Origin of the sequence: Sporosarcina sp. FSL K6-1508 (assembly GCF_038007465.1) — a bacterium.
In the GTDB taxonomy this organism is placed as follows: domain Bacteria; phylum Bacillota; class Bacilli; order Bacillales_A; family Planococcaceae; genus Sporosarcina; species Sporosarcina psychrophila_B.
Genome location: NZ_JBBOXF010000001.1, coordinates 4,213,320 through 4,234,752 on the forward strand (window position 1 = coordinate 4,213,320; position 21,433 = coordinate 4,234,752).

Genomic DNA, 21,433 nt, shown 5'->3' on the forward strand with positions numbered 1-21,433 from the left:
ACTGACCGACCATATGCCAATCACATCCATCTGCATCGACCACCCCAAAACAAAATCATAACTTATTCTTATTACTACACTTACTAATTTCCTTGACCATAAAAAGAAGAAGCCTAGGAGGACTACCCCCAGTCTTCTTCTTTCAGCAAGAAACTATTCAAGTTAATGACACTGATTGAAATTCACCAATTGCTTTTAGAGCACGTTCCGCATGCTGCTCTGCCCGTTCTAGTTTTGTGCGGACACGTTTGCCGAGTTCCGGGAAAAGGCCAAAGTTGATGTTCATTGGCTGGAAGTTTTCGGGATTGGCTTCCGTAACATATCGTGCCATGCTTCCGAGCGCCGTTTCATGTGGGAAATGGATTAGCTCTTTACCAAGTGCAAGATTAGCGGCGTTAATGCCTGCAATTAGGCCTGAGCCTGCTGATTCGACATATCCTTCGACACCAGTCATCTGTCCAGCAAAAAAGACATTTGGGTTCGCCTTTAACTGGTAAGTCGCGTTCAGAACACGCGGTGAATTAATAAATGTATTGCGATGCATAACACCATAGCGAACGATTTCAACGTTTTCAAGACCAGGAATTAAGTTGATGACTTCCTTTTGTGCGCCCCATTTCATATGCGTTTGAAATCCTACAATGTTATATAAAGTACCTGCCGCATCATCTTGACGAAGCTGAATGACCGCTTTTGCAAGTTCTCCTGTTTCAGGATGTTCAAGACCCACTGGTTTAAGTGCACCAAATAACAGTGTCTTCGCCCCGCGCTGTGCAAGTACTTCCACCGGCATGCATCCTTCGAAATAGATCTCTTTCTCAAATTCTTTCAAAGGTACAATCTCTGCCGCGACAAGCGCATTGTAGAATCTCTCAAACTCTTCCTCATTCATGGGACAGTTTAAATAAGCCGCTTCCCCTTTATCATAACGGGATTTCAAGTAAACTTTGTCCATATCAATTGAATCTTTTTCAATGATAGGTGCTGCCGCATCGTAGAAATATAGATATTCCTCGCCTGTTAGTTTACGAATTTCTTCAGCGAGTGCTGGAGAAGTTAAAGGACCCGTCGCAATAATCGTTATGCCATCCGGCAGTTCAGTCACTTCTTCATTGATAACTTCGATTAGTGGGTGATTTCGAATCGTATCTGTAACATTACCGGCAAACTCATGACGGTCGACCGCCAACGCTCCTCCAGCCGGGACTGCACAAGCGTCTGCTGCACGTATGATCAGGGAATCGAGTCTTCTCATCTCTTCCTTGATAATACCGACCGCATTCGTCAAGTTGTTAGCACGCAATGAATTGCTGCATACAAGCTCTGCAAATTTGTCCGTGTGGTGCGCTGGCGTTTGTTTTACAGGTCGCATCTCATATAAACGGACATTCACTCCACGGCTGGCAATTTGCCATGCAGCCTCGCTCCCAGCAAGGCCTGCACCTATCACATTTACAATGGTTGTCATCCCGACACCTTCTTTCTTCAGTTCTGTTTGTCTAGACCAAGGCGCTTCCGCTTTTCTTATTGTCCAGACTCCGGGCGCCAGATGCTCGGGTCATAAGTCGTTTCGGCTAGAAAGGATTGAACTGCATCCTTCCCGGGCAAAGAACCGCCGCTTCGCCAAACCGCCTTATGCCTGTCGCGGGCCCATAGGAAGTGGATTACACAGCCGTTGCCACACGATGTGGCGAACTTAGGCTGTGTTCATTTTCAATCGACGCCCTACGCTTTTCCCATTGTCCAGACTCCAGCGCCTAGCCTCTCGAGTCGCTTCAGTCTTGCTGATAAAGGTAAAGTACGCCTTTATCACAAGCCTTCCAGCGCTTTTCGGGGCTAAACAGGCGCTTCCGCTTTTCTTTGTTACTGTGTATCTTCTTTATAATCGCATTCTGTACATTGGATTTGTACACCTTTTTTCAGTTTCTTTTCAACTAACGTACTTTCACATTTTGGACACGGTCTCGCAATGGGTTTATCCCATGAAACGTATTCACATTCCGGGTACCTGTCACAGCCATAGAAAATACGCTTCGTTTTACTTTTCCGTTCGACGACCTGTCCTTCTTTACAAGTTGGACAAGTAACGCCGATTGGCTTAATAATAGCTTTCGTATTACGACATTCCGGAAAATTGGAACAAGCCATGAACTTGCCGTAACGACCCAATTTATAAACCATAGCAGAACCGCATTTTTCACAGTCTTCACCTGCAGGTTCATCCTTGATTTCGATTTTTTCCATTTCAGCATCCGCTACTTGCACATGCTTTTCAAAATCGCCATAGAAGTTATCGATAACTTCCACCCATTTAGTCTGGCCATGCTCAACATCATCGAGTTCTTTTTCCATTTGAGCCGTAAATTCAAGATCGATAATATTCGGGAAGTATTGGTCTACTGCTTGATGGACAATACCCCCTAGCTCTGTTGGGATGAATCTTTTTGCATCGAGTGTCACATATCCGCGTTTTTGAATTGTATCGAGTGTCGGCGCGTACGTAGAGGGACGACCTATGCCCTGCTCCTCAAGCGTTTTAACCAACCTCGCTTCTGAATACCTTGGCGGTGGTTGAGTAAAGTGCTGTTTAGGATCAATTTCACTAAACTTCACTTGCTCCCCTTCTTCAAGTGCCGGAAGGATACGGTCTTTCTCTTCTTCTTTATCGTCATTGCCTTCAACGTACACTTTCATAAATCCTTGGAATTTCACTTGCGAACCGTTCGCTCTGAAACGGACATCGCCGTTCACAAGATCGACTGCGACCGTGTCAAGTATAGCTGGCGCCATTTGACTGGCGACGAGCCGTTCCCATATGAGCTTATAAAGGCGCAGTTGATCCCTTGACAATACTGTTTTCATAGCAGCCGGCGGTCGCATGATGGATGTCGGGCGCACTGCTTCGTGTGCGTCCTGCGTTTTCGCAGTACTTTTAGATGCCGGCTTAGATGTCGCGACAAATTCTTTGCCATACATTGTTTCAATGAATGATCTCGCTTCTTCTTTTGCGCTATCAGCAATTCTGGTTGAGTCAGTTCTCATGTAAGTAATCAGACCGACTTGTCCTTCTTTGCCCAAGTTAATTCCCTCATAAAGCTGCTGTGCAAGCATCATTGTTTTTTTCGCGCGGAAGTTCAGCTTCCTCGCCGCTTCTTGTTGCAATGACGAAGTTGTAAACGGGAGTGCCGGATTTCGTTTGCGTTCTTTTTTAACAACATTTGCAATATCGAATTTATCTCCGTCTAATTGACTTAGAATTGCATCGACCTGTTTTTTGTCTGTAAGCTTCACTTTTTTCTTGGCATCGCCAAAGAACTCCGCTTCAAATACAGTATCGTCTTTTTCAAATTGGCCCGAAATACTCCAGTATTCTTCAGGGATAAATGCATTGATTTCATTCTCCCTGTCGATAATCATCCGAAGTGCTACAGATTGGACCCTGCCGGCGGATAAACCCTTTTTCACTTTTTTCCAGAGAATCGGACTAATGTTATAACCAACAAGACGATCTAATATACGTCGAGCCTGTTGCGCATCGACACGATCCATATCAATTGGCCGCGGATTCTTAAATGATTCTTTAATCGCTTCTTTAGTAATTTCATTGAAGACGACTCGGCAATCTGATTCGATATCTACACCGAGCTGGTTTGCCAAATGCCATGCAATCGCTTCCCCTTCTCTGTCGGGGTCAGCTGCGAGAAAGATTTTTTTAGCTTTTTTTGCTTCTTTTTTCAATTCTTGAAGAATCGGGCCTTTGCCGCGAATTGTAATGTATTTCGGTTCAAAATTATTTTCGGTGTCTACACCCATCTGACTGCGCGGAAGATCACGCAAATGTCCGAGAGATGCACGCACTTTATATTTTTTTCCGAGATAGCGTTCAATTGTTTTTGCTTTCGCAGGTGATTCAACAATTACTAGGTAGTCTGCCATTAAGTGTTTGCCTCCTTAGAGAGGTTCCGTATTTATTCATCAAAAGAGGTAATTCAAAAAGTCCGGACCTGCACAGGACATCTCGCCTATAGCAGAAGTTCATAAATAGCTGTCGGAAGCCATACTCGATTTGGATCCTACGGTTGTTACCATAGGACGCGGCGAGCTTAAGCTGCGTTCTTGTCAACTTGTCCCTATGCTCCTCATGTATTAAAAATACGCTACGGTGCTCGGAGGCAAAGCTTCTTAGTACTCCTCGGCTTTTTCGCCTTTCTTTTTGAACGTTTACTCAAAAGAATATCTGTTGCAAAATGTATACCACATTTCATTTTATTGCAACCTTTTCAATAGAAAAGGATTTTATTTAACCGTCGATAACGAGAGATCCAACGATTTGGAACCCGTTCCAAACTGGTTTTGCACCTTCATCCAGCAACTTATTCGGACCAGCCGACAAAAGTGATGTGATGGAGCCGGGAACCGCATAGATATCTTTCCCGTGATCGAGTGCGTGTTCAACCGTACTCATTGTCCCGCTTTTATCTGCGGCTTCAGTGACAACGACTGCGCTTGATAACCCGCTTATGATACGATTACGCATCGGAAAAGTCCAACGTTCAGGGCTTACATACGGTGGATACTCCGTAACAAGAAGATGATTTAGGGCTAATTTCTCTGCAAGCGCATGGTTTTCTTTTGGATAAAGGTGGAATAATCCATGCCCCAGTACTGCAATTGTCTTGCCGCCAAATTCGAGAGCCGCTTCGTGCGCCATCGTGTCAGCACCCCTGGCTAGTCCAGATACGATAACAGCCTTATTTTCCACAAGCGGTGGCACGATTAGCTGGAGCGCTTCTTTTGAATACACTGTTGCTTTACGGGATCCAATGATTGCTACTTTGAACTTTTCGGCAAGTAATGCGAAATCACCTTTTACGTACAAAACTGCTGGGGGATCGATAAGTAGTTGCAACTGGTCGGGATATAAGGGATTTGAGAATGGGATTGGGGTAATTGCATGCCGTTCATATAACTTTTCATAGGGGGTATCGGCGTTTCGGAGCAATTTTTCTTTTAATTGACTTGCTTTTGTAAGTGAGATTTTTAAAATTTGAGCAAGTTCAATTGCTTTGTACATGTACAACTTTTCGAGAGCGGGGTCTGTCTCGTAAAGTCTTTTTAATCTGTTCAAAGGCACCGGAAACATATAGTGGAGCGCCAGCAATCGCCTTTCAGCATCTGTCAATTCCATCAAATTCCTCCCTGAATACATTTTAAAAAAAGATGCAGCGCATAAACTAGCACGCTGCATCTCTCATATTAATGTGTTTTACACTTTTCGTACAGACCTTTTTCTTTAATTACTTTAATTAACGTTTCACCAATTACAGAAGGCGTATCCGCAACTTCAACACCCGCTGCATTTAACGCTTTGATTTTCTCTGCAGCTGTCCCTTTACCGCCGGAAATGATTGCACCAGCGTGGCCCATGCGTTTTCCTTCAGGAGCTGTTTGTCCACCGATAAAGCCGACAACAGGCTTCGTCATGTTCGCTTTAATCCAAGCAGCTGCCTCTTCTTCAGCAGTTCCTCCGATTTCACCGATCATCACAACAGCGTATGTCTCAGGATCTTCGTTGAATTCTTTAAGTACGTCGATGAAATTCGTGCCGTTCACCGGGTCTCCACCGATACCGACAGCAGTCGTTTGACCGATGCCCGCTTGGCTTAATTGGTGAGTAGCTTCATATGTCAGTGTACCAGAACGTGAAACAACTCCGACGTGGCCTTTTGTATGAATGTAGCCAGGCATGATGCCGATTTTACATTCGTCTGCCGTGATAACGCCAGGGCAGTTTGGTCCCACAAGACGTGTTTTCTTGCCTTCCATGTAGCGCTTCACTTTGACCATATCAAGTACCGGGATATGTTCTGTAATACAGATTGTCATGTCAAGATCTGCTTCTACTGCTTCCATAATCGCATCTGCTGCAAATGGAGCTGGAACATAAATAACTGAAACGTTTGCCCCAGTTGCTTTAACTGCGTCTTCAACTGTGTTGAAAACAGGAACACCCGCCGCTTCTGTTCCGCCTTTACCAGGCGTTACTCCGCCGACGATTTTCGTTCCATACTCAAGCATTTGTTCTGTATGAAAAAGTGCTGTAGCACCTGTAATTCCTTGTACGATAACTTTTGTATCTTTGTTAATGAAAATACTCATCGATTGTCCCTGCCTTTCTTAGCCTACGAGTTCTACAATCTTTTTCGCACCGTCTGCCATAGTATCAGCAGCGATGATGTTCAAGCCTGATTCATTCAATAGCGCTTTACCTTTGTCGACATTTGTACCTTCTAGACGAACGACAAGCGGTACTTGAAGACCCACTTCTTTTGATGCAACAATAACACCTTCAGCAATAACGTCACATTTCATAATTCCGCCGAAAATATTGACGAAAATCCCTTTGACGTTTTTATCAGAAAGGATGATTTTAAATGCTTCAGTAACTTTTTCAGCTGTCGCACTGCCGCCAACGTCAAGGAAGTTGGCAGGTGATCCGCCGTAGTAGTTGATTGTATCCATTGTAGCCATCGCAAGACCTGCGCCGTTAACCATACAGCCGATACTTCCGTCAAGGGAAATATAGCTAAGGTCATACTTCGAAGCTTCGATTTCTTTTGGATCCTCTTCATCATAGTCACGAAGTTCTAAGATGTCTTTGTGACGGTATAGTGCACTGTCGTCAAAGTTAAATTTCGCATCAAGAGCAAGTACATCGTCACCAGCTGTTACAACTAGCGGGTTAATTTCAACAATGGATGCGTCTTTTTCTACGAATACCTGGTAAAGTCCAAGCATGAATTTCGCAGCTTTGTTTACAAGATGTGTAGGGATGTTCATGTTATATGCCATGCGGCGTGCTTGGAATCCAGTCAAACCAACAACTGGGTCGATGACTTCTTTGAAAATCTTTTCTGGTGTTGCTTCTGCAACTTCCTCGATGTCCATTCCGCCTTCTTCAGATCCCATAAGCGTTACACGGTCTGTTGCGCTGTCGAGGACAAGTCCAAGATAGTACTCTTTCTTGATGTCAGATCCTTCTTCGATAAGAAGACGTTTAATTTCTTTGCCTTCAGGACCTGTTTGGTGAGTCACAAGTGTCTTACCAATCAATTCTTTTGCGTAAGCACGAACTTCATCAAGATTTTTTGCAATCTTAACGCCGCCCGCTTTCCCGCGTCCACCCGCGTGGATTTGTGCTTTAACTACGATAATGTCTGTACCTAGTTCCTTTGCAGCTTTTACCGCTTCCTCAGGAGAGAAAGCAACAAGACCGTTAGAAACAGCTACACCATATTCTCTTAGCAACTGTTTACCTTGATATTCATGGATATTCATCTTACATCCTCCATTCGAACTTCTAACTCTTTTAATTTACTGCCTTATCCATTGTAGTAAACTTGTCAAACAATGTCCACAATTGAATGCCGAATGTAGACATTTGTCGAATCTATGTCAAATTTTAGATTTCCCTTTTTTTGCATGTTCACGATCCATCTGATAAATATAAGCGAACACTTCAGATACTGCTTTGTATAATTCTTCAGGTATCGATTCATTTACATTTAATTGTCCTAAAATTTCAACTAGGCTGGGATCTTCCTGAATGGGGATATTATTCACTTTCGCTTTTTCCAATATATTTTCGGCAATTTTCCCTTTTCCTTTAGCGACTACTTTCGGAGCCCCGTTCGCAAACGGTTCATACGAAAGGGCGACCGCCTCTTTTCGGGTATGATGCTCTTCTGTCATATACGGAAGTCAACTCCTTGCCCATCGACTTTCATGGAACTGTTCTTTTTCAGCAGCGTTTTCTCTTCTTCGTTAAAATTTTTGAAAAATACACCCGACAATTTGTACCCGGCAGACTTAAGCCCTTCTTTCAGCTTTTCCTGGAGAATGCCTCCTCCTCCAATCGACTTAAGCGTATCATCTGCATTAAAGACAGTAACCGTTACAACCCTGTTCTGGACTTGCATATCAATAACTGTTTTCTCAATCGATTCTAGTTCGAGGTAAAAAAGAATCCGAGCAAAGTCGGGATCAATTTTCCCATCTTCTTTCATTCGTCCATTCCACTCTAACGTCGTATCGATACGCTTGCCAAAAAACTCTAGCGGCACTTGCATGACCAACTGATGTTGCACGCCATTTTCCCCCGACTGTAACAGCGGTCCGTTCATCCTCGTGACGACCGTCTCAGCCGCGTCCCGAAGAGCCGCAGAGACTGATGGATCATGCATAAGGGCGAGTAATTGCGGTTTTAAGGTTTCCGCAAGACGTCCGAAATCCGGTTCTTTACCAAGTAAACCCGCTTCATAGTTAAGTCCGAATGAACGAATGACCGTTTGCAAAGCGTCTTTTACAGCTTTTCCGTCAATCATTGCAGCCACTGCACCTTCTGCCGTTTGCACCGCCTTTTGGATGGACAGGTTGTCGGATCGCTCTGCTGTCTGCAGGAAGGCCGCCAACTTATCAGTCCCTTGCTGACCAAGCAAAGTAAGTAATTGTTCTTTGGGACCATCCGCTGAGGAAGTTGTCTGGAAGGGTGCAGAAATTGTATTTTCTGCAGTTATCCGTGTAAATGCCTGACTGAACTCCTGAAGGAATTTCGTTGGCGATTCAACTATCGGCTGAGTATTTACTGCACGGTCAATAATTGTTGTAAGCAGCGTCTTTTGTTGCGTATTCATCCCTGTTTCTACTGAAATCAATGCTTTTAAACTTTCCAACGGAACTTTCTGCTGGGCTGTCGGAGTATCACCAATTTGTTTGAGCGTCGCCAACAGTTGCGACACAATTGGCGATGACACCGAAGTGGCTTGAGGTGCAACAGCAGACTGCCTGTTCATGTTTTTAGCGGGAATATCCTGTGATCCTGTTTGAACAGGCTGTGATGTCGGTAATGCATTGCCACTTACGCTTGACGGCAATGAAGCTAGCACTTGCGGCAGGTTTGCGAGGGATGTCCGATCGGGTAAAACACCAGCATTTTTCAATAGTTGCAGGGTAGCAAAACGGTTTTCAGCAGGCTCCGCACGATCGAGCAATGTCAAGATGGATTGGCCTAAAAGTGCACCACCTGTTGCCTGCGCAAAGGGCTTGGCCATCTTCTCCAATGCAGATAGAATGGCTTCCTTGACCTGCGGGGCAACCGTATTATCAAAAGCCAGCACATTTCGCAATGAATTTAAAACGCTATGCAGCCCTTCTTTCGTTTCGACTCCCATAAATGACCGGAAGATATTTTCATTTAGAGGTAATTTCAATTCAATTATTTTCTGAAGCGATGCGAGAGCTTCATTCCACGCTGCTGGTGATACGCCTTTCAATAACGATTCGGCCTCCAGCAGGCCCTCCCTTGTCATCGGAATCCTATTTTTCATGACGAACGCAAGCAGCGATTGCATTTCTTGCGTCTTCGGCAATTGCATTGCGTCCATAAGTCCGCCCAGCTGACGTGCCTGCCCTTCTGCAGTTTGAAGCGGTCCTGAAATGATTTTCAACTGCAATTCCGGCTTCACTGCATTGACTTGAAAATAATAGGAGTCACCAGCTTTCATGGGCACTTCTAGTTTGGCAATCATCTTTTGGCCGCCAATCTGGACTTCAGCCATTTGTCCCGGGAAAAGTTGCTTAATCTGCCCGTGAAACAGTTGGCCTTCATTCAAGACAAGCGGTCTGTTCTGGACAGCGCCTGCCGTCAACTGGCCTGCTGATACTAGCGCAGGAGGAACACTCATAGGTCCCCTCTCCTTTCTTTCAATAGCGACTTAACAGGTTCGAAAGTTGAACGGTGATGTTCGCACGGACCGTATTTTTCAAGCGCCTGCATATGCTCGACAGTTCCATACCCCGCGTTTTTCGCGAAATTATAAAGTGGAAAATCACCATGTAATTCATCCATGATAGCGTCTCGCGTCGTCTTTGCGATGATAGAAGCTGCGGCAATTGCCAAGCTCTTTGCATCGCCTTTTATAATGGATTCTGCGGGACAATCCGTGTTGAGTACCATAGCATCCGCTAAGACGAAATCAGGTTTGACTGTAAGCCCCTTCACCGCTGTCTCCATTGAATCTCTTGTTGCCGCATAGATATTCATTTTATCTATAACATCCGCTGGCTGAATGTGTGCCGAATAAGCGATTGCTACGCTTTTTATCAGTGCTGCAAGCCGCTCTCTTTCCACTTTTGAAATGGTCTTCGAATCATCTAATCCGACAAGCTCCGGTGTTTCTCTCGGCAGAATGACCGCCGCAGTGACCACAGGGCCCGCTAAAGGCCCCCTTCCTGCCTCATCGACTCCAGCAACCAGAGCGCTTTCAAACGGTTCAAACGACGCGTCAAACGTTATTTTCATCATATGATTCCGCTCTACGCCTTTTCGTTTATCGTACTGGCGTTGCCAGCGGGCAAGTGCATTTTTCACGCCCAACCTTGTATCTTGCACAAGTTCTTCCATCCAGTACTCGGGTTCGTCAACCGTTTTCAACAGCTCCGTGATTTCTTTTATCGTTTTCAAATTGATCACCTTCCGCTAACTGCCAATTTATCTGTTCTTTTCTATTATATCGGCCACTATCGATACTTTTTGAGACACAAAGGAAAAGCACAAGGCGCCCAGGGCCAAGACACTGACCCATAAAAAAAAAAAAGCCGATTGCCGCGGAAAGAATTCCGTGCCGGCATCGGCCTACTCGTTTTGTGCTTGCTGTGCTGTGAAATCGAATGTCAGTTTTCCTAGGTATTCATTTCGGATATCCCTGACAATCAGCTCTGCCACTTTATCATAATCGACTTCTCCGCCTGTAGCGTACACTTTGCGGAGTGCACCAATTTGATCAAAAATTGGACGTATTTCATCACCGATGGTTGTCAGCCCGTATCGGTCTGTAAGCCGAGCCGGATAATTCGCTTCCAAGAAACGGAGACCGTACACTGCCAAGTCTTCCATGTTGACGATTGTATCTTTAATGGCTCCTGTCAGCGCAAGCTTGAAGCCAACTTCTTTATCTTCAAATTTAGGCCATAGAATACCTGGTGTATCGAGAAGTTCGAGCTCTTTTTCGTATTTAATCCATTGCTGAGCTTTTGTAACGCCCGGTGTATTACCCGTTTTAGCAATATTTTTCTTTGCAAGTCTGTTGATAAGTGTTGATTTTCCAACGTTCGGTATCCCTACAATCATCGCACGCATCGCGCCTGGCCGAATACCTCGCGAACGCATTCTCGCCAACTTCGGTTCCAAAATCTCTTTTGCTGCCTTTATAACAGTTTGAAGCCCTCTTCCTTCAAATGAATTGATGGCTACTGCACGAATTCCTCTCGCTTCAAAATAGCGGATCCAGCGTGCTGTTTCCGTTTCATCCGCAAGATCCATCTTATTGAGGATAAGAAGTCTTGGTTTTTGATGAATGACTTCGTCAATCATCGGATTTCTAGAGGACAGTGGAAGCCTCGCATCGATTAATTCAAAAACGATGTCAACAAGCTTCAGTTTTTCAGTTACTTCTCGGCGCGCTTTCGCCATATGTCCGGGAAACCATTGAATTGTCATGTTGTAATTTCCTCCCGTCAGTCAATAAATCCAAAATCTTTAATTGGCCAGAAAACTACTTTTGTGCTGCCGATGATTTCATCGATTGCAACGGCTCCAATATGTCTGGAGTCTTTACTTTTTCTTCTGTTGTCCCCCATAACAAATACATGATCTGCTGGGACAGTCTTGCTCCCAATCTTCTCCTCAAGGTTGAAATCTTCAGTAAGCGGACTATCCACAATTTCCGATTTGTATTGGTCAAGATAAGGTTCTTCGAACGGCTCGCCATTAACATATAAAATGTCATCACGATACTCCACTTCGTCGCCAGGTAATCCGATTACTCTTTTTATGTAATCTTTCTCTTCGGGTGCATGGAAGACAACAACATCAAACCGTTTTGGTTCTCCGATTGTATAACCAATTTTGTTGACAATCATTCGATCCCCATTTTCAAGTGTCGGCATCATTGATACTCCATCTACAACAATTGGTGTAAAAAGAAATACCCGAATAATTGCTGCTAGTCCGAACGCGATTAAAAGCGCCTTTACCCATTCCCACGTTTCATTTTTCTTTTTTCCTTCATTCATGTGCAAAGCGCCTCCCGCATATTTCTGTCCTTATTGTACAGTCTATTCATATTTGAGGCAAAAAGAAAGGAGGCCGTTTGTTGGCCTCCTGCATTTTTTATCGAAGTTCTTTGATACGTGCAGCTTTTCCGCGCAGGCTGCGAAGGTAGTACAACTTCGCACGGCGTACTTTACCACGGCGTGTCACTTCAAGTAGAGTAATTTTCGGTGTGTGTACAGGGAATGTACGCTCAACACCTACACCGTTAGAGATTTTACGGACTGTGAAAGTTTCACTGATTCCGCCTCCACGACGTTTAATAACAATTCCTTCAAATAGCTGAATACGCTCGCGCGTTCCCTCTACAATTTTAACGTGCAAACGAACTGTATCTCCTGCACGAAACGCTGGATGATCAGAACGAAGCTGATCTTTTGTGATTTCTGAAATGATATGTTGCATAATTAACCTCTCCCTATCCACAGATGTTCTTACACTTCTTGCCTTTGCAGCGGAACACCAGTAAGTATGTACTTAACATAGAAGTACATAGTAGATAGTACCACAAAGTGCAAGTCGACGCAAGGTCATCTGACTATTTTTTTCTTTGATTTAGTTGGTGCAGCAATTTGCGTTGATGATCGGTAAGTGGCGCGTCTTGAAGCAAGTCCTTTCTCCGCTCAAATGTCCGGAGTAGCGACTGTTCTTCACGCCATTTATCAATTTCCGCATGGTTCCCGGACAAAAGTACATCCGGTACTTCCATCCCGTTAAAATTTGATGGCCGTGTATATTGAGGATACTCGAGCAAACCCGTCGAAAATGAATCGAGAACAGGTGAATCAACATTGCCCAAGACATTTGGCAATAGCCGGACGACACTGTCAATCACAGCCATTGCAGCAATCTCTCCACCTGTCAGAACGAAGTCACCGATGGATAACTCGTCCGTAACAAGATATTGACGTATACGCTCATCGTACCCCTCGTAATGACCGCATATGAATACTACATGGTCTTCAGCAGAAAGTTCTTCGGCTTTCTTTTGTGTAAATCGTTCTCCCTGAGGGCACATCAAAATGACACGCGGCGGTTTTTCAACCCCCTCCGATATCGCTTCAACTGCCGCAAAGAGCGGTTCTGGTTTAAGGACCATACCCGCCCCGCCGCCGTAAGGATAATCGTCAACTTTATGGTGCTTGTTTGTAGAGTATTCACGGAAATCAGTTACTCCAAATGTGACTGCACCATTCGCCTGCGCTTTTTTCATGATCGAGGAATGGAGGACACCTTCGAACATTTCAGGAAATAACGAAAGGACATCGATTTTCATCATGAAAGAAGTCCTTCCATTGGATCGATAATGATTTTTTTGCTAGCTATATCGACTTCTTTCACGATGTCTTCGATATAAGGAATGTAATGCGGCTTGCCCTTTTCCGGCGTTACTGTCCACACGTCATTTGCACCAGTTTCAAGAATCTCTGTTACTTTACCCAGTTCGATCCCTTCGGTCGTGAACACTGTACAATCAACAATTTCGTGATAGTAAAATTCGTTTTCATCCAGATCACCAAGTTGGTTTTCCGGTATCATGAAAATACCGTTCCGATACTTTTCAACATCATTAAGATTCGGATGATTTTCAAACGTCAGCAAATCAAAGTTCTTATGCTGACGATGACTTGCCACAGTCAAGTAGATCGGCGTCTTACTATCCGGCATAAACAAAGCAAGCTTGTTGCCCACCGTATAACGTTCTTCCGGGAAATGAGTACGTGAAATAACACGTACTTCTCCACGAATACCGTGCGTATTAACAATTGTACCAACGTTGAACCATTGCATAAAAATCACACCTTCCATTATTTTAAATAAGAATAACTTATATATGCCGAAATAAAGAATTCCATTAAATCCGCTACGGCGCTCGGGGATACCTCCCACCATAAGCCAAGCAGCTTCTCTACCAGTCTTATGGCTACGGCTACCCCTTTGAGGCGCCTACGCTCAATTAATATAGGCATTCATGTGTTCAACTTAAATAGACAAAAAAGGAAGGAACATAGGCTCCCTCCTTTTTTTGCATCAATCTATAATATCGATATAAACCTTCTTGCCGTGGTGACTGCCTGCTGCTGAATAAACAATGGTTCGTATCGCTTTCGCAACACGTCCCTGCTTTCCGATAACTTTTCCCATATCTTCGGGATTTACGGATAGTTTATAGATGACACGATTATCGTGCTCATCCATTGCAACCCGGACATCCTCTGGATAATCGACTAACGGTTTAACGATTGTCTCAATCAGCTGCTTCATGTACACCCCTCCTGATTACTTACCGAGTTTAGCGTTATGGTATTTTTCCATGATGCCTTTGTCGGAAAACAGGTTACGGACAGTATCAGATGGTTTAGCACCATTTTGAAGCCATTGAAGAGCTAGCTCTTCGTTAATTTTTACTTCAGCTGGTTTTGTAAGTGGGTTGTAAGTACCAACCGTTTCGATTTGACGACCATCACGTGGTGAACGTGAATCTGCTACTACAATACGATAGAAAGGAGTTTTCTTTGCTCCCATACGTTTAAGACGAATTTTTACTGACATTTTTACTTGCACCTCCGAATAGTTTCACACAAGATAGTATATTATCAAGCTTTCTGTTGTTTGTAAAGTGTTTTTTCTTAACACCTTAAAATTCTTTCTAAAAAACCGGATTTTCAGTACATAAATGATTAAATTCTCAACTGAGACGCACATCTAATCTCGTGCATACCGTAATCTACACAGGCAGTTGCCCCAGGAAATGAAGCAATTAAGATGCATTCATTTATAAAGAACGCTTTGCACTTTTCATTTAAAAAACGAATCCAATCCGGGCATTTTCATCTTCTTTTTACCTTTTTGCTGCATGCCGGTCATTTGTTTAACCATCTTTTTCATGTCTTCGAATTGCTTTAACAACCGATTGACGTCTTGGATGGTCGTTCCTGAGCCTTTAGCAATCCGCTTGCGGCGGTTTGAATTGATGATTTCAGGTGTATTGCGCTCCGACTTTGTCATCGATTGTATAACCGCTTCAACGCGACCCATCTGGCCCTCGTCAACTTTTGCATTATCGAGCCCTTTGATTTTATTGGCACCCGGCATCATTTTCAAGAGTTCGTCGAGCGGTCCCATCTTTTTGACTTGCTGAAGCTGGTCAAGGAAATCGTCGAGTGTAAATGATTGCGTCCGGAACTTTTGTTCAAGTTCTTTCGACTTCTCTTCATCGACGTTCTCTTGCGCTTTTTCAATAAGAGACATAACATCACCCATACCAAGAATCCGGGATGCCATACGCTCCGGATGGAATGGTTCAAGTGCGTCCATTTTCTCGCCCATCCCGACAAATTTAATTGGTTTGGCTGTAACAGCACGGATTGAAAGTGCGGCTCCGCCTCGTGTATCACCGTCAAGTTTCGTCAGGACAACGCCTGTTATACCTACAGTATCATCGAAACTTTTTGCGACATTCACCGCATCCTGCCCTGTCATTGCATCAACAACCAGGAACACTTCGTCCGGCTTACTGAGGTCTCGAATATCTTTCAGTTCCTGCATCAGTTCTTCGTCGACATGCAATCTTCCGGCAGTATCAATGATAACGACGTCGTGATGTTCTTTCTCTGCCTCTGCAAGTGCCTGACGGACAATTTCAACTGGTGAAATGTCTGTTCCAAGTGCAAATACAGGCATTGTCAACTGCTTGCCTAGTGTTTCCAATTGCTGAATCGCAGCAGGTCTGTAAACGTCTGCCGCAACAAGAAGCGGCTTTTTATTGTGCCGCTTCCGAAGCACACTTGCCAGTTTCCCCGTAGTCGTCGTTTTCCCTGCACCTTGTAGGCCGACCATCATTATGACGGTCGGAGACTTCCTTGCAAACTGAATGGGATTTTGTTCGCCGCCCATCAGATTCGTCAGTTCATCTTTAACGATTTTGACAACCTGCTGGCCCGGCGTAAGGCTTTTCATGACGTCCTGACCTACAGCACGTTCGCTTACTGTTTTGACAAACTCTTTCACAACTTTTAAGTTGACGTCAGCCTCAATCAGCGCAAAACGTACTTCGCGCATCATTTCCTTGACATCAGCTTCGTCGATTTTTCCTTTGCCCTTAATTTTCTGTAGCGTCCCTTGCAGGCGCTGGGCTAAACCTTCAAATGCCATGCACAGAGCCTCCTACTCATGATTTCTTAATCCACTTAACAATTCTCTAATTGTTTCCGACTTTTCATCTGAATCGGTTATGAGCTGTTCAAGATAATCTACAATTTCCGCTCGTTTCTGGAATTCCGAAAATAAATTCAACTTCTCTTCATAGTCTTCGAGCATTGCTTCCGTCCGGCGAACATTGTCATAGACAGCCTGACGCGATACGCCGTATTCCCCGGCAATTTCACCGAGCGAAAGATCTTCTAAATAGTAAAGTTGCATATAAAGTCTCTGTTTATCAGTCAAAAGTGACTGATAAAAATCGAAGAGGAAGTTGATGCGTGTCGTTTTTGCAAGCGTCATGCGCTTTGCCTCCCCGCTGTGTTCTTCCTAAGTCATCATAGTATGACGACGTTGTACTGTCAAGCCGTTTTACTTGTCTGACTCGCATCAAAAAGCATAAACGCTTTCCTATAAATGAACGTAGCATAAAATGTACTGCGATCTTTGCCGCATAGTCGACCTGCTTATGACCTTGAGATCTTGGGTGTCAAAACCTAGACATCCGTTTCCTGTTCTAATCCATCCGCAAAAAGACCGTATACATACTTTTCTGGATCGAATTGTTGCAAATCATCCACACCTTCACCAAGTCCGACAAATTTAACAGGTATGTTCAATTTTTTTCTGATAGCGAGTACAATACCACCCTTTGCCGTGCCATCAAGCTTCGTCAAGACGATTCCTGTAACATTTGTCGCTTCTTGGAATGTCTGTGCTTGGATGAGGGCGTTTTGGCCCGTCGTTGCATCAAGCGCCAAAAGCACTTCATGTGGTGCGCCTTCCACTTCTTTACTAATTACACGATGCACTTTTTGAAGTTCATTCATCAAATTCACCTTGTTTTGAAGTCTACCTGCAGTATCGCAGATAAGGACGTCCACTTTACGGTTTTTTGCGGCCCGGATTGCATCATACATGACAGCGGCAGGATCGGATCCTTCCGACTGACGAATCACTTCAACTCCGGCACGTTCACCCCAGACGACAAGCTGATCGATGGCTCCCGCACGGAAAGTATCGCCCGCTGCAAGCATGACCGTTTTTCCTTCCGCCATGAGGCGAGCTGCCAATTTCCCTATTGTCGTCGTTTTCCCTACGCCATTCACACCTACCATCAAGACGACAGTTAGTTCATCCTCTTGAATATTTAGGTTATTGTCGATTTCTTCTCCCGCTTGGTAGATCTCAACAAGTTTTTCGGAGATAACCGATTGGATGCCTGCAGTATCTTTAATATTTTTCCGCTGCACTTCAACCTTCAGTAAATCGATAAGTTCCATCACGGTTTCGTATCCGACATCTGCCTGTAACAGCAACTCTTCCAATTCCTCGAAGAATTCTTCGTCGATCACCCTGAAACGCGCAACTAGATCATTCACTTTGGATGTAAACTGATTACGGGTTTTTGATAATCCATCTTTAAACTTTTCTGTTACCGCTTCGTTCGTACCGGTAATTTTTTCTTTAAGCTTCTTAAAAAAAGACAATGATAGCCTCTCCTTTACATGATTGCTTCTTCTGGTACTTCGGAAAGTTTGACCGAAATGACTCTGGAGACACCTGATTCCTGCATCGTGATTCCATAGAGCACATCGGCTCCTTCCATCGTTCCCTTACGATGTGTAATTACTATAAATTGAGTCTTCTCGGAAAACTTTTTCAAGTATTTACTGTAGCGTATTACATTCGCTTCGTCGAGAGCAGCTTCAACCTCATCGAGAATACAAAACGGCACAGGACGCACTTCGATGATTGAGAACAATAACGAAATCGCTGTCAGCGCACGTTCGCCACCTGATAGAAGACTTAAGTTCTGCAGTTTTTTCCCTGGAGGACGCGCAACAATTTCAACACCCGTTTCAAGTAAATTATCAGGTTGAGTTAGGATTAAATCTGCATCCCCTCCGCCAAACATTTCCTTGAAGACATGCCGGAAGCGGTTCTGGACAGCATTAAACGTTGTCAAAAATCGCGTTGTCATTTCCACGTCCATTTCTGTCATCGCTTCATGAAGTGTGGTTTTCGCTTCTAATAAATCATTGCGCTGCTCATCTAAGAAAAGATGCCGCTCGGACACTTCTTCAAACTCCGCAATCGCCCCCGGATTAACGGGTCCTATAGCTGATAACTGACGTTTTAAGGATTCAACTTTTTCTCTTGTCCGTAATTCATCAAAATCATCAGCAATGATTCCATCCGGGTATAATCCATATTCAGTCAGCAGCTGTTGCGTGATTGACTCATACTGCACTTCTAAACGTGATAATGCTACGGAAAGTGCATTTAATGCAGAAATCGTTTCTCCGGCACTTCCTCTAAGCTTTTGGAGCAACGTATTTTTCTCCTCAAGCCGATTAGCAAGTACTGTCCGGGTCTCCCTGTCTGCCATAATCGCTTTTTCAAGCGAATCCTTCTCAGCAGAAGCCTTTTCAATTTCCGCCGCAATTTGTTCAGTATTTAATTCACTACCACTTTCAGTTCCGGTGAAGTACTGCATTTCATCGCGCAATGAAGCTAATTTAGCTTCCGCTTGGGAAAACGCATATGCCATTTCATCAATGAATGTTTGCTGGTGCGCTTTCTGTTCACGCAAAACAGCCACTCGCTCCCGAAGCTCATTGAACCGACTTGTCAATGTAGCTTCTTCGTTCCTGCGGTCGGAAGCAAGACGTTCAAGTGTTTCAACTTTTGATCGAATTGCTTCCAGTTCACTCTTCACGCGTGCATGGTTTTGTTGTAAAGCGGCTTTTTTTTCTAACAGTTCCGATCCGTTATTCTCAGCTCCACGTCTTCCCATCTCCGTCGATGCGATTTCCGCTTCAACTGATTTGATGGTAATATCTATTTCCCGGATGCCTGATTCCGCTGTTGCAATTTCTATTTGCAAGCTGTCTGTCTTTTTACGAAACTGATCCGATTCAACCAGTTGTTTTGAAACATCCATTTTCGTATCGCCGATTTTCTTTGTAGCGGTTTCAATCGACTCGGCCATTCGGGATAGTTGTAATTGTAATGTTTCCAGTTCCGCTTTTCTTGTGAAGACAGATGCCTGCCCTTTAACACCACCGCCCGTAAGTGAACCTCCGGCATTTACAACATCCCCATCAAGCGTCACGACTCGGTAACGATAACCAAGTGTTCCCGCAATTGCAGATGCACCTACCAGTGTTTTTGCTACAATTGTATTTCCTAGTAAGTTCTCAGTAATAATTGTATACGCAGCGTCAGCCTGTACAAGACGATCGGCAGTTCCGATATATTCGGGGTGCTGTTCAACAGAGCGTAATGAAGCCTGTTGAATCTTTCTAGATTTCATTACATCTCTTGGAAGAAAAGTAGCTCGTCCAGCATTCTTAGCTTTTAAGTAAGCAATTGCTTTCCTTGCTTCCGGCTCAGTGGACGTCACGATATGTTGCATCGCACCGCCAAGCGCTGTTTCTACTGCTTTAATATAGTCTTTTTCGACAGAAATCAGTTCTGCAACTGCACCATCAATACCTGCTAATTTTCCGGTCTTTTTCGCAACGAGAATCTCTTTTACACCCGAATAAAAACCTGAAAAATCAGCCTCCATACTTTCAAGCGCACGAACCCTTCCGTGCATCTCATGCTGCTTATTAAGTGCTTTTTGTACAAGCTCCTGTTGTAAGCTGAGTTCGTCTTCAGTCTTCCGCAGTGCTTTTGTCACTTCACGATAGGCAGAATCAGCTTCTGTTCTTTTTTGTTTCAGCACAGACAAGGCATTTGCTTTCTCGGATTTTTCTTGTGTTAGTTTTTCAAAACGTTCTTTTAGGATTGTAGTCTGGACTATGATTTTTTCAGATGACGTTCTTTCACCTGCGAGACGCTCCTCAGCGTGCTTCAAGTCATTGCGAATTGTCGCTTCTTCGTTCAACCGATCAATATAAGACGTTTTCAACTCATCAATTTCTTTTTCCGTCTCTTTAACAGATCGTTTCAGAATTTGAGAAATACCATCCATCTCAACGCTCGTCTTTTTAAATTCCGCCTCCGACAGTTTTAGCTTTTCACGGGCCAATCCAAGTTTTTCTGTGAGTGTTATCTTCTCATTTTCAGTAGCGGCAAGTTCAACTCGGGTCCTTTCAATTTGTTGGTCCGCGTTGCGACGTTTTTCAAGTGATAAAAGACGTCTTCCTTCCCACTTCTCCGTCTCCGCACTTGTTACTACAAGCTTTTTCTGTACCGTATCCAGTTGTTCGTCCATTTTTACAAGTTCTTTTTTCATTAACCCGGACGCTTCTTCTGCTTGTTTCGATTCAACTTCAAGCAGTTCCTTCTTTTCCTGATACTTTTCGGCTTCTTCCGATTTTTTCAGAATTTCAGTGCGAAGATTCCCTGCATCGAAAGTCAGCAATGATACATCCGCCTCACGCGTCTCTTCCGAAAGTACTTTATGTTTTTTTGCCGCTTCCGCACTTTTCCGTAACGGTTCAATTCTTGAATCGAGCTCTTTTAAAATATCAAGTACACGGTCAAGGTTATCTTCCGTTTCAAATAATTTATGCTCCGCCTTCTTTTTTCTTGTCCTATATTTCAAAACTCCGGCCGCTTCATCGAAAATACTTCTTCTGTCTTCAGGACGACTATTTAGAATTTCATCTACACGACCTTGTGAAATAATAGAAAAAGCTTCTTTCCCCAGTCCAGAGTCCATGAAAACATCATTAATATCTTTTAGCCTGCATTGTTGGCCGTTTAGTAGATATGCACTTTCTCCAGAACGGAAAACGCGCCGACTTACACTAATTTCAGTGTAATCAAGCGGAAAAAGACCTTTACTATTATCAAGAATAAGTGTCACTTCTGCAAAGTTAAGCGATTTCCGTGAATCACTTCCTGCAAAAATGACATCTTCCATTTTAGAACCGCGGAGCGATTTCACCGACTGTTCGCCAAGAACCCACCGGATCGCATCTGTAATATTACTTTTTCCGCTTCCATTGGGTCCAACTACCGCTGTAACACCAGGGACAAACTCAATCGCAATCCGTTCAGCGAACGATTTGAATCCCATAATTTCAAGTTTTTTCAGAAACACGA

Annotated in this window: 19 protein-coding genes; all 19 read right to left on the reverse strand. The window is 44.0% G+C overall.

Annotated features, from left to right (window positions below):
• Nucleotides 1-157: 157 nt before the first annotated feature.
• The 19 genes from trmFO to smc all read right to left on the reverse strand — a co-directional run bounded on the left by trmFO (nt 158) and on the right by smc (nt 21,431).
• Entirely contained in the window at nt 158-1,468 is a 1,311-nt protein-coding gene (trmFO, locus tag MKZ11_RS21630) for an FADH(2)-oxidizing methylenetetrahydrofolate--tRNA-(uracil(54)-C(5))-methyltransferase TrmFO (protein ID WP_340796412.1), read from the reverse strand.
• Nucleotides 1,469-1,863: 395 nt separating this feature from the next.
• Nucleotides 1,864-3,936 (reverse strand): type I DNA topoisomerase, encoded by a 2,073-nt coding sequence (gene topA, locus MKZ11_RS21635; protein WP_340796413.1) that lies wholly within the window; start codon nt 3,934-3,936, stop codon nt 1,864-1,866.
• A 364-nt stretch (nt 3,937-4,300) separates the two neighbouring features.
• Nucleotides 4,301-5,188 carry a DNA-processing protein DprA gene (gene dprA, locus MKZ11_RS21640; RefSeq protein ID WP_340796414.1) on the reverse strand — a complete coding sequence of 296 codons (888 nt, stop codon included), beginning with the start codon at nt 5,186-5,188 and terminating at the stop codon, nt 4,301-4,303.
• A gap of 68 nt (nt 5,189-5,256) precedes the next feature.
• Nucleotides 5,257-6,159 (reverse strand): succinate--CoA ligase subunit alpha, encoded by a 903-nt coding sequence (gene sucD, locus MKZ11_RS21645; RefSeq protein ID WP_340796415.1) that lies wholly within the window; start codon nt 6,157-6,159, stop codon nt 5,257-5,259.
• An 18-nt stretch (nt 6,160-6,177) separates the two neighbouring features.
• Complete coding sequence (sucC, locus tag MKZ11_RS21650) at nt 6,178-7,338, reverse strand: ADP-forming succinate--CoA ligase subunit beta (protein ID WP_340796416.1); 1,161 nt, start codon at nt 7,336-7,338, stop codon at nt 6,178-6,180.
• A gap of 117 nt (nt 7,339-7,455) precedes the next feature.
• Complete coding sequence (locus MKZ11_RS21655; protein ID WP_340796417.1) at nt 7,456-7,752, reverse strand: EscU/YscU/HrcU family type III secretion system export apparatus switch protein; 297 nt, start codon at nt 7,750-7,752, stop codon at nt 7,456-7,458.
• Entirely contained in the window at nt 7,749-9,743 is a 1,995-nt protein-coding gene (locus MKZ11_RS21660) for a hypothetical protein (protein ID WP_340796418.1), read from the reverse strand. Before MKZ11_RS21660 ends, MKZ11_RS21655 begins: the two co-directional genes overlap by 4 nt.
• A complete protein-coding gene (locus tag MKZ11_RS21665; RefSeq protein ID WP_340796419.1) occupies nt 9,740-10,531 on the reverse strand; it encodes a ribonuclease HII in 792 nt (263 codons plus the stop codon). The genes MKZ11_RS21660 and MKZ11_RS21665 overlap by 4 nt, the downstream gene beginning before the upstream one ends.
• Nucleotides 10,532-10,693: 162 nt before the next feature.
• Nucleotides 10,694-11,557: a ribosome biogenesis GTPase YlqF gene (gene ylqF, locus MKZ11_RS21670; protein ID WP_340796420.1), complete on the reverse strand. Its 864-nt coding sequence runs from the start codon at nt 11,555-11,557 to the stop codon at nt 10,694-10,696.
• Nucleotides 11,558-11,574: 17 nt separating this feature from the next.
• Complete coding sequence (lepB, locus tag MKZ11_RS21675; RefSeq protein ID WP_340796421.1) at nt 11,575-12,132, reverse strand: signal peptidase I; 558 nt, start codon at nt 12,130-12,132, stop codon at nt 11,575-11,577.
• A gap of 97 nt (nt 12,133-12,229) precedes the next feature.
• Nucleotides 12,230-12,574, reverse strand: coding sequence for a 50S ribosomal protein L19 (rplS, locus tag MKZ11_RS21680; protein ID WP_340796422.1), 345 nt, complete (start codon nt 12,572-12,574; stop codon nt 12,230-12,232).
• Between the two features lie 133 nt (nt 12,575-12,707).
• Nucleotides 12,708-13,445, reverse strand: a complete 738-nt coding sequence (gene trmD / locus MKZ11_RS21685) for a tRNA (guanosine(37)-N1)-methyltransferase TrmD (RefSeq protein ID WP_340797081.1) — start codon at nt 13,443-13,445, stop codon at nt 12,708-12,710.
• Nucleotides 13,445-13,960 carry a ribosome maturation factor RimM gene (gene rimM, locus MKZ11_RS21690; protein WP_340796423.1) on the reverse strand — a complete coding sequence of 172 codons (516 nt, stop codon included), beginning with the start codon at nt 13,958-13,960 and terminating at the stop codon, nt 13,445-13,447. Before rimM ends, trmD begins: the two co-directional genes overlap by 1 nt.
• Nucleotides 13,961-14,200: 240 nt before the next feature.
• Nucleotides 14,201-14,434, reverse strand: a complete 234-nt coding sequence (locus tag MKZ11_RS21695; protein WP_340796424.1) for a KH domain-containing protein — start codon at nt 14,432-14,434, stop codon at nt 14,201-14,203.
• Between the two features lie 15 nt (nt 14,435-14,449).
• A complete protein-coding gene (rpsP, locus tag MKZ11_RS21700; RefSeq protein ID WP_340796425.1) occupies nt 14,450-14,722 on the reverse strand; it encodes a 30S ribosomal protein S16 in 273 nt (90 codons plus the stop codon).
• A 246-nt stretch (nt 14,723-14,968) separates the two neighbouring features.
• A complete protein-coding gene (gene ffh / locus MKZ11_RS21705; protein WP_340796426.1) occupies nt 14,969-16,324 on the reverse strand; it encodes a signal recognition particle protein in 1,356 nt (451 codons plus the stop codon).
• Nucleotides 16,325-16,336: 12 nt separating this feature from the next.
• The gene (locus MKZ11_RS21710; RefSeq protein ID WP_340796427.1) at nt 16,337-16,672 is read right to left on the reverse strand and encodes a putative DNA-binding protein; all 336 of its coding nucleotides are present in this window, start codon (nt 16,670-16,672) and stop codon (nt 16,337-16,339) included.
• A gap of 194 nt (nt 16,673-16,866) precedes the next feature.
• Nucleotides 16,867-17,859, reverse strand: coding sequence for a signal recognition particle-docking protein FtsY (gene ftsY, locus MKZ11_RS21715; protein ID WP_340796428.1), 993 nt, complete (start codon nt 17,857-17,859; stop codon nt 16,867-16,869).
• A gap of 14 nt (nt 17,860-17,873) precedes the next feature.
• Entirely contained in the window at nt 17,874-21,431 is a 3,558-nt protein-coding gene (gene smc, locus MKZ11_RS21720; RefSeq protein ID WP_340796429.1) for a chromosome segregation protein SMC, read from the reverse strand.
• Nucleotides 21,432-21,433 lie beyond the last annotated feature (2 nt).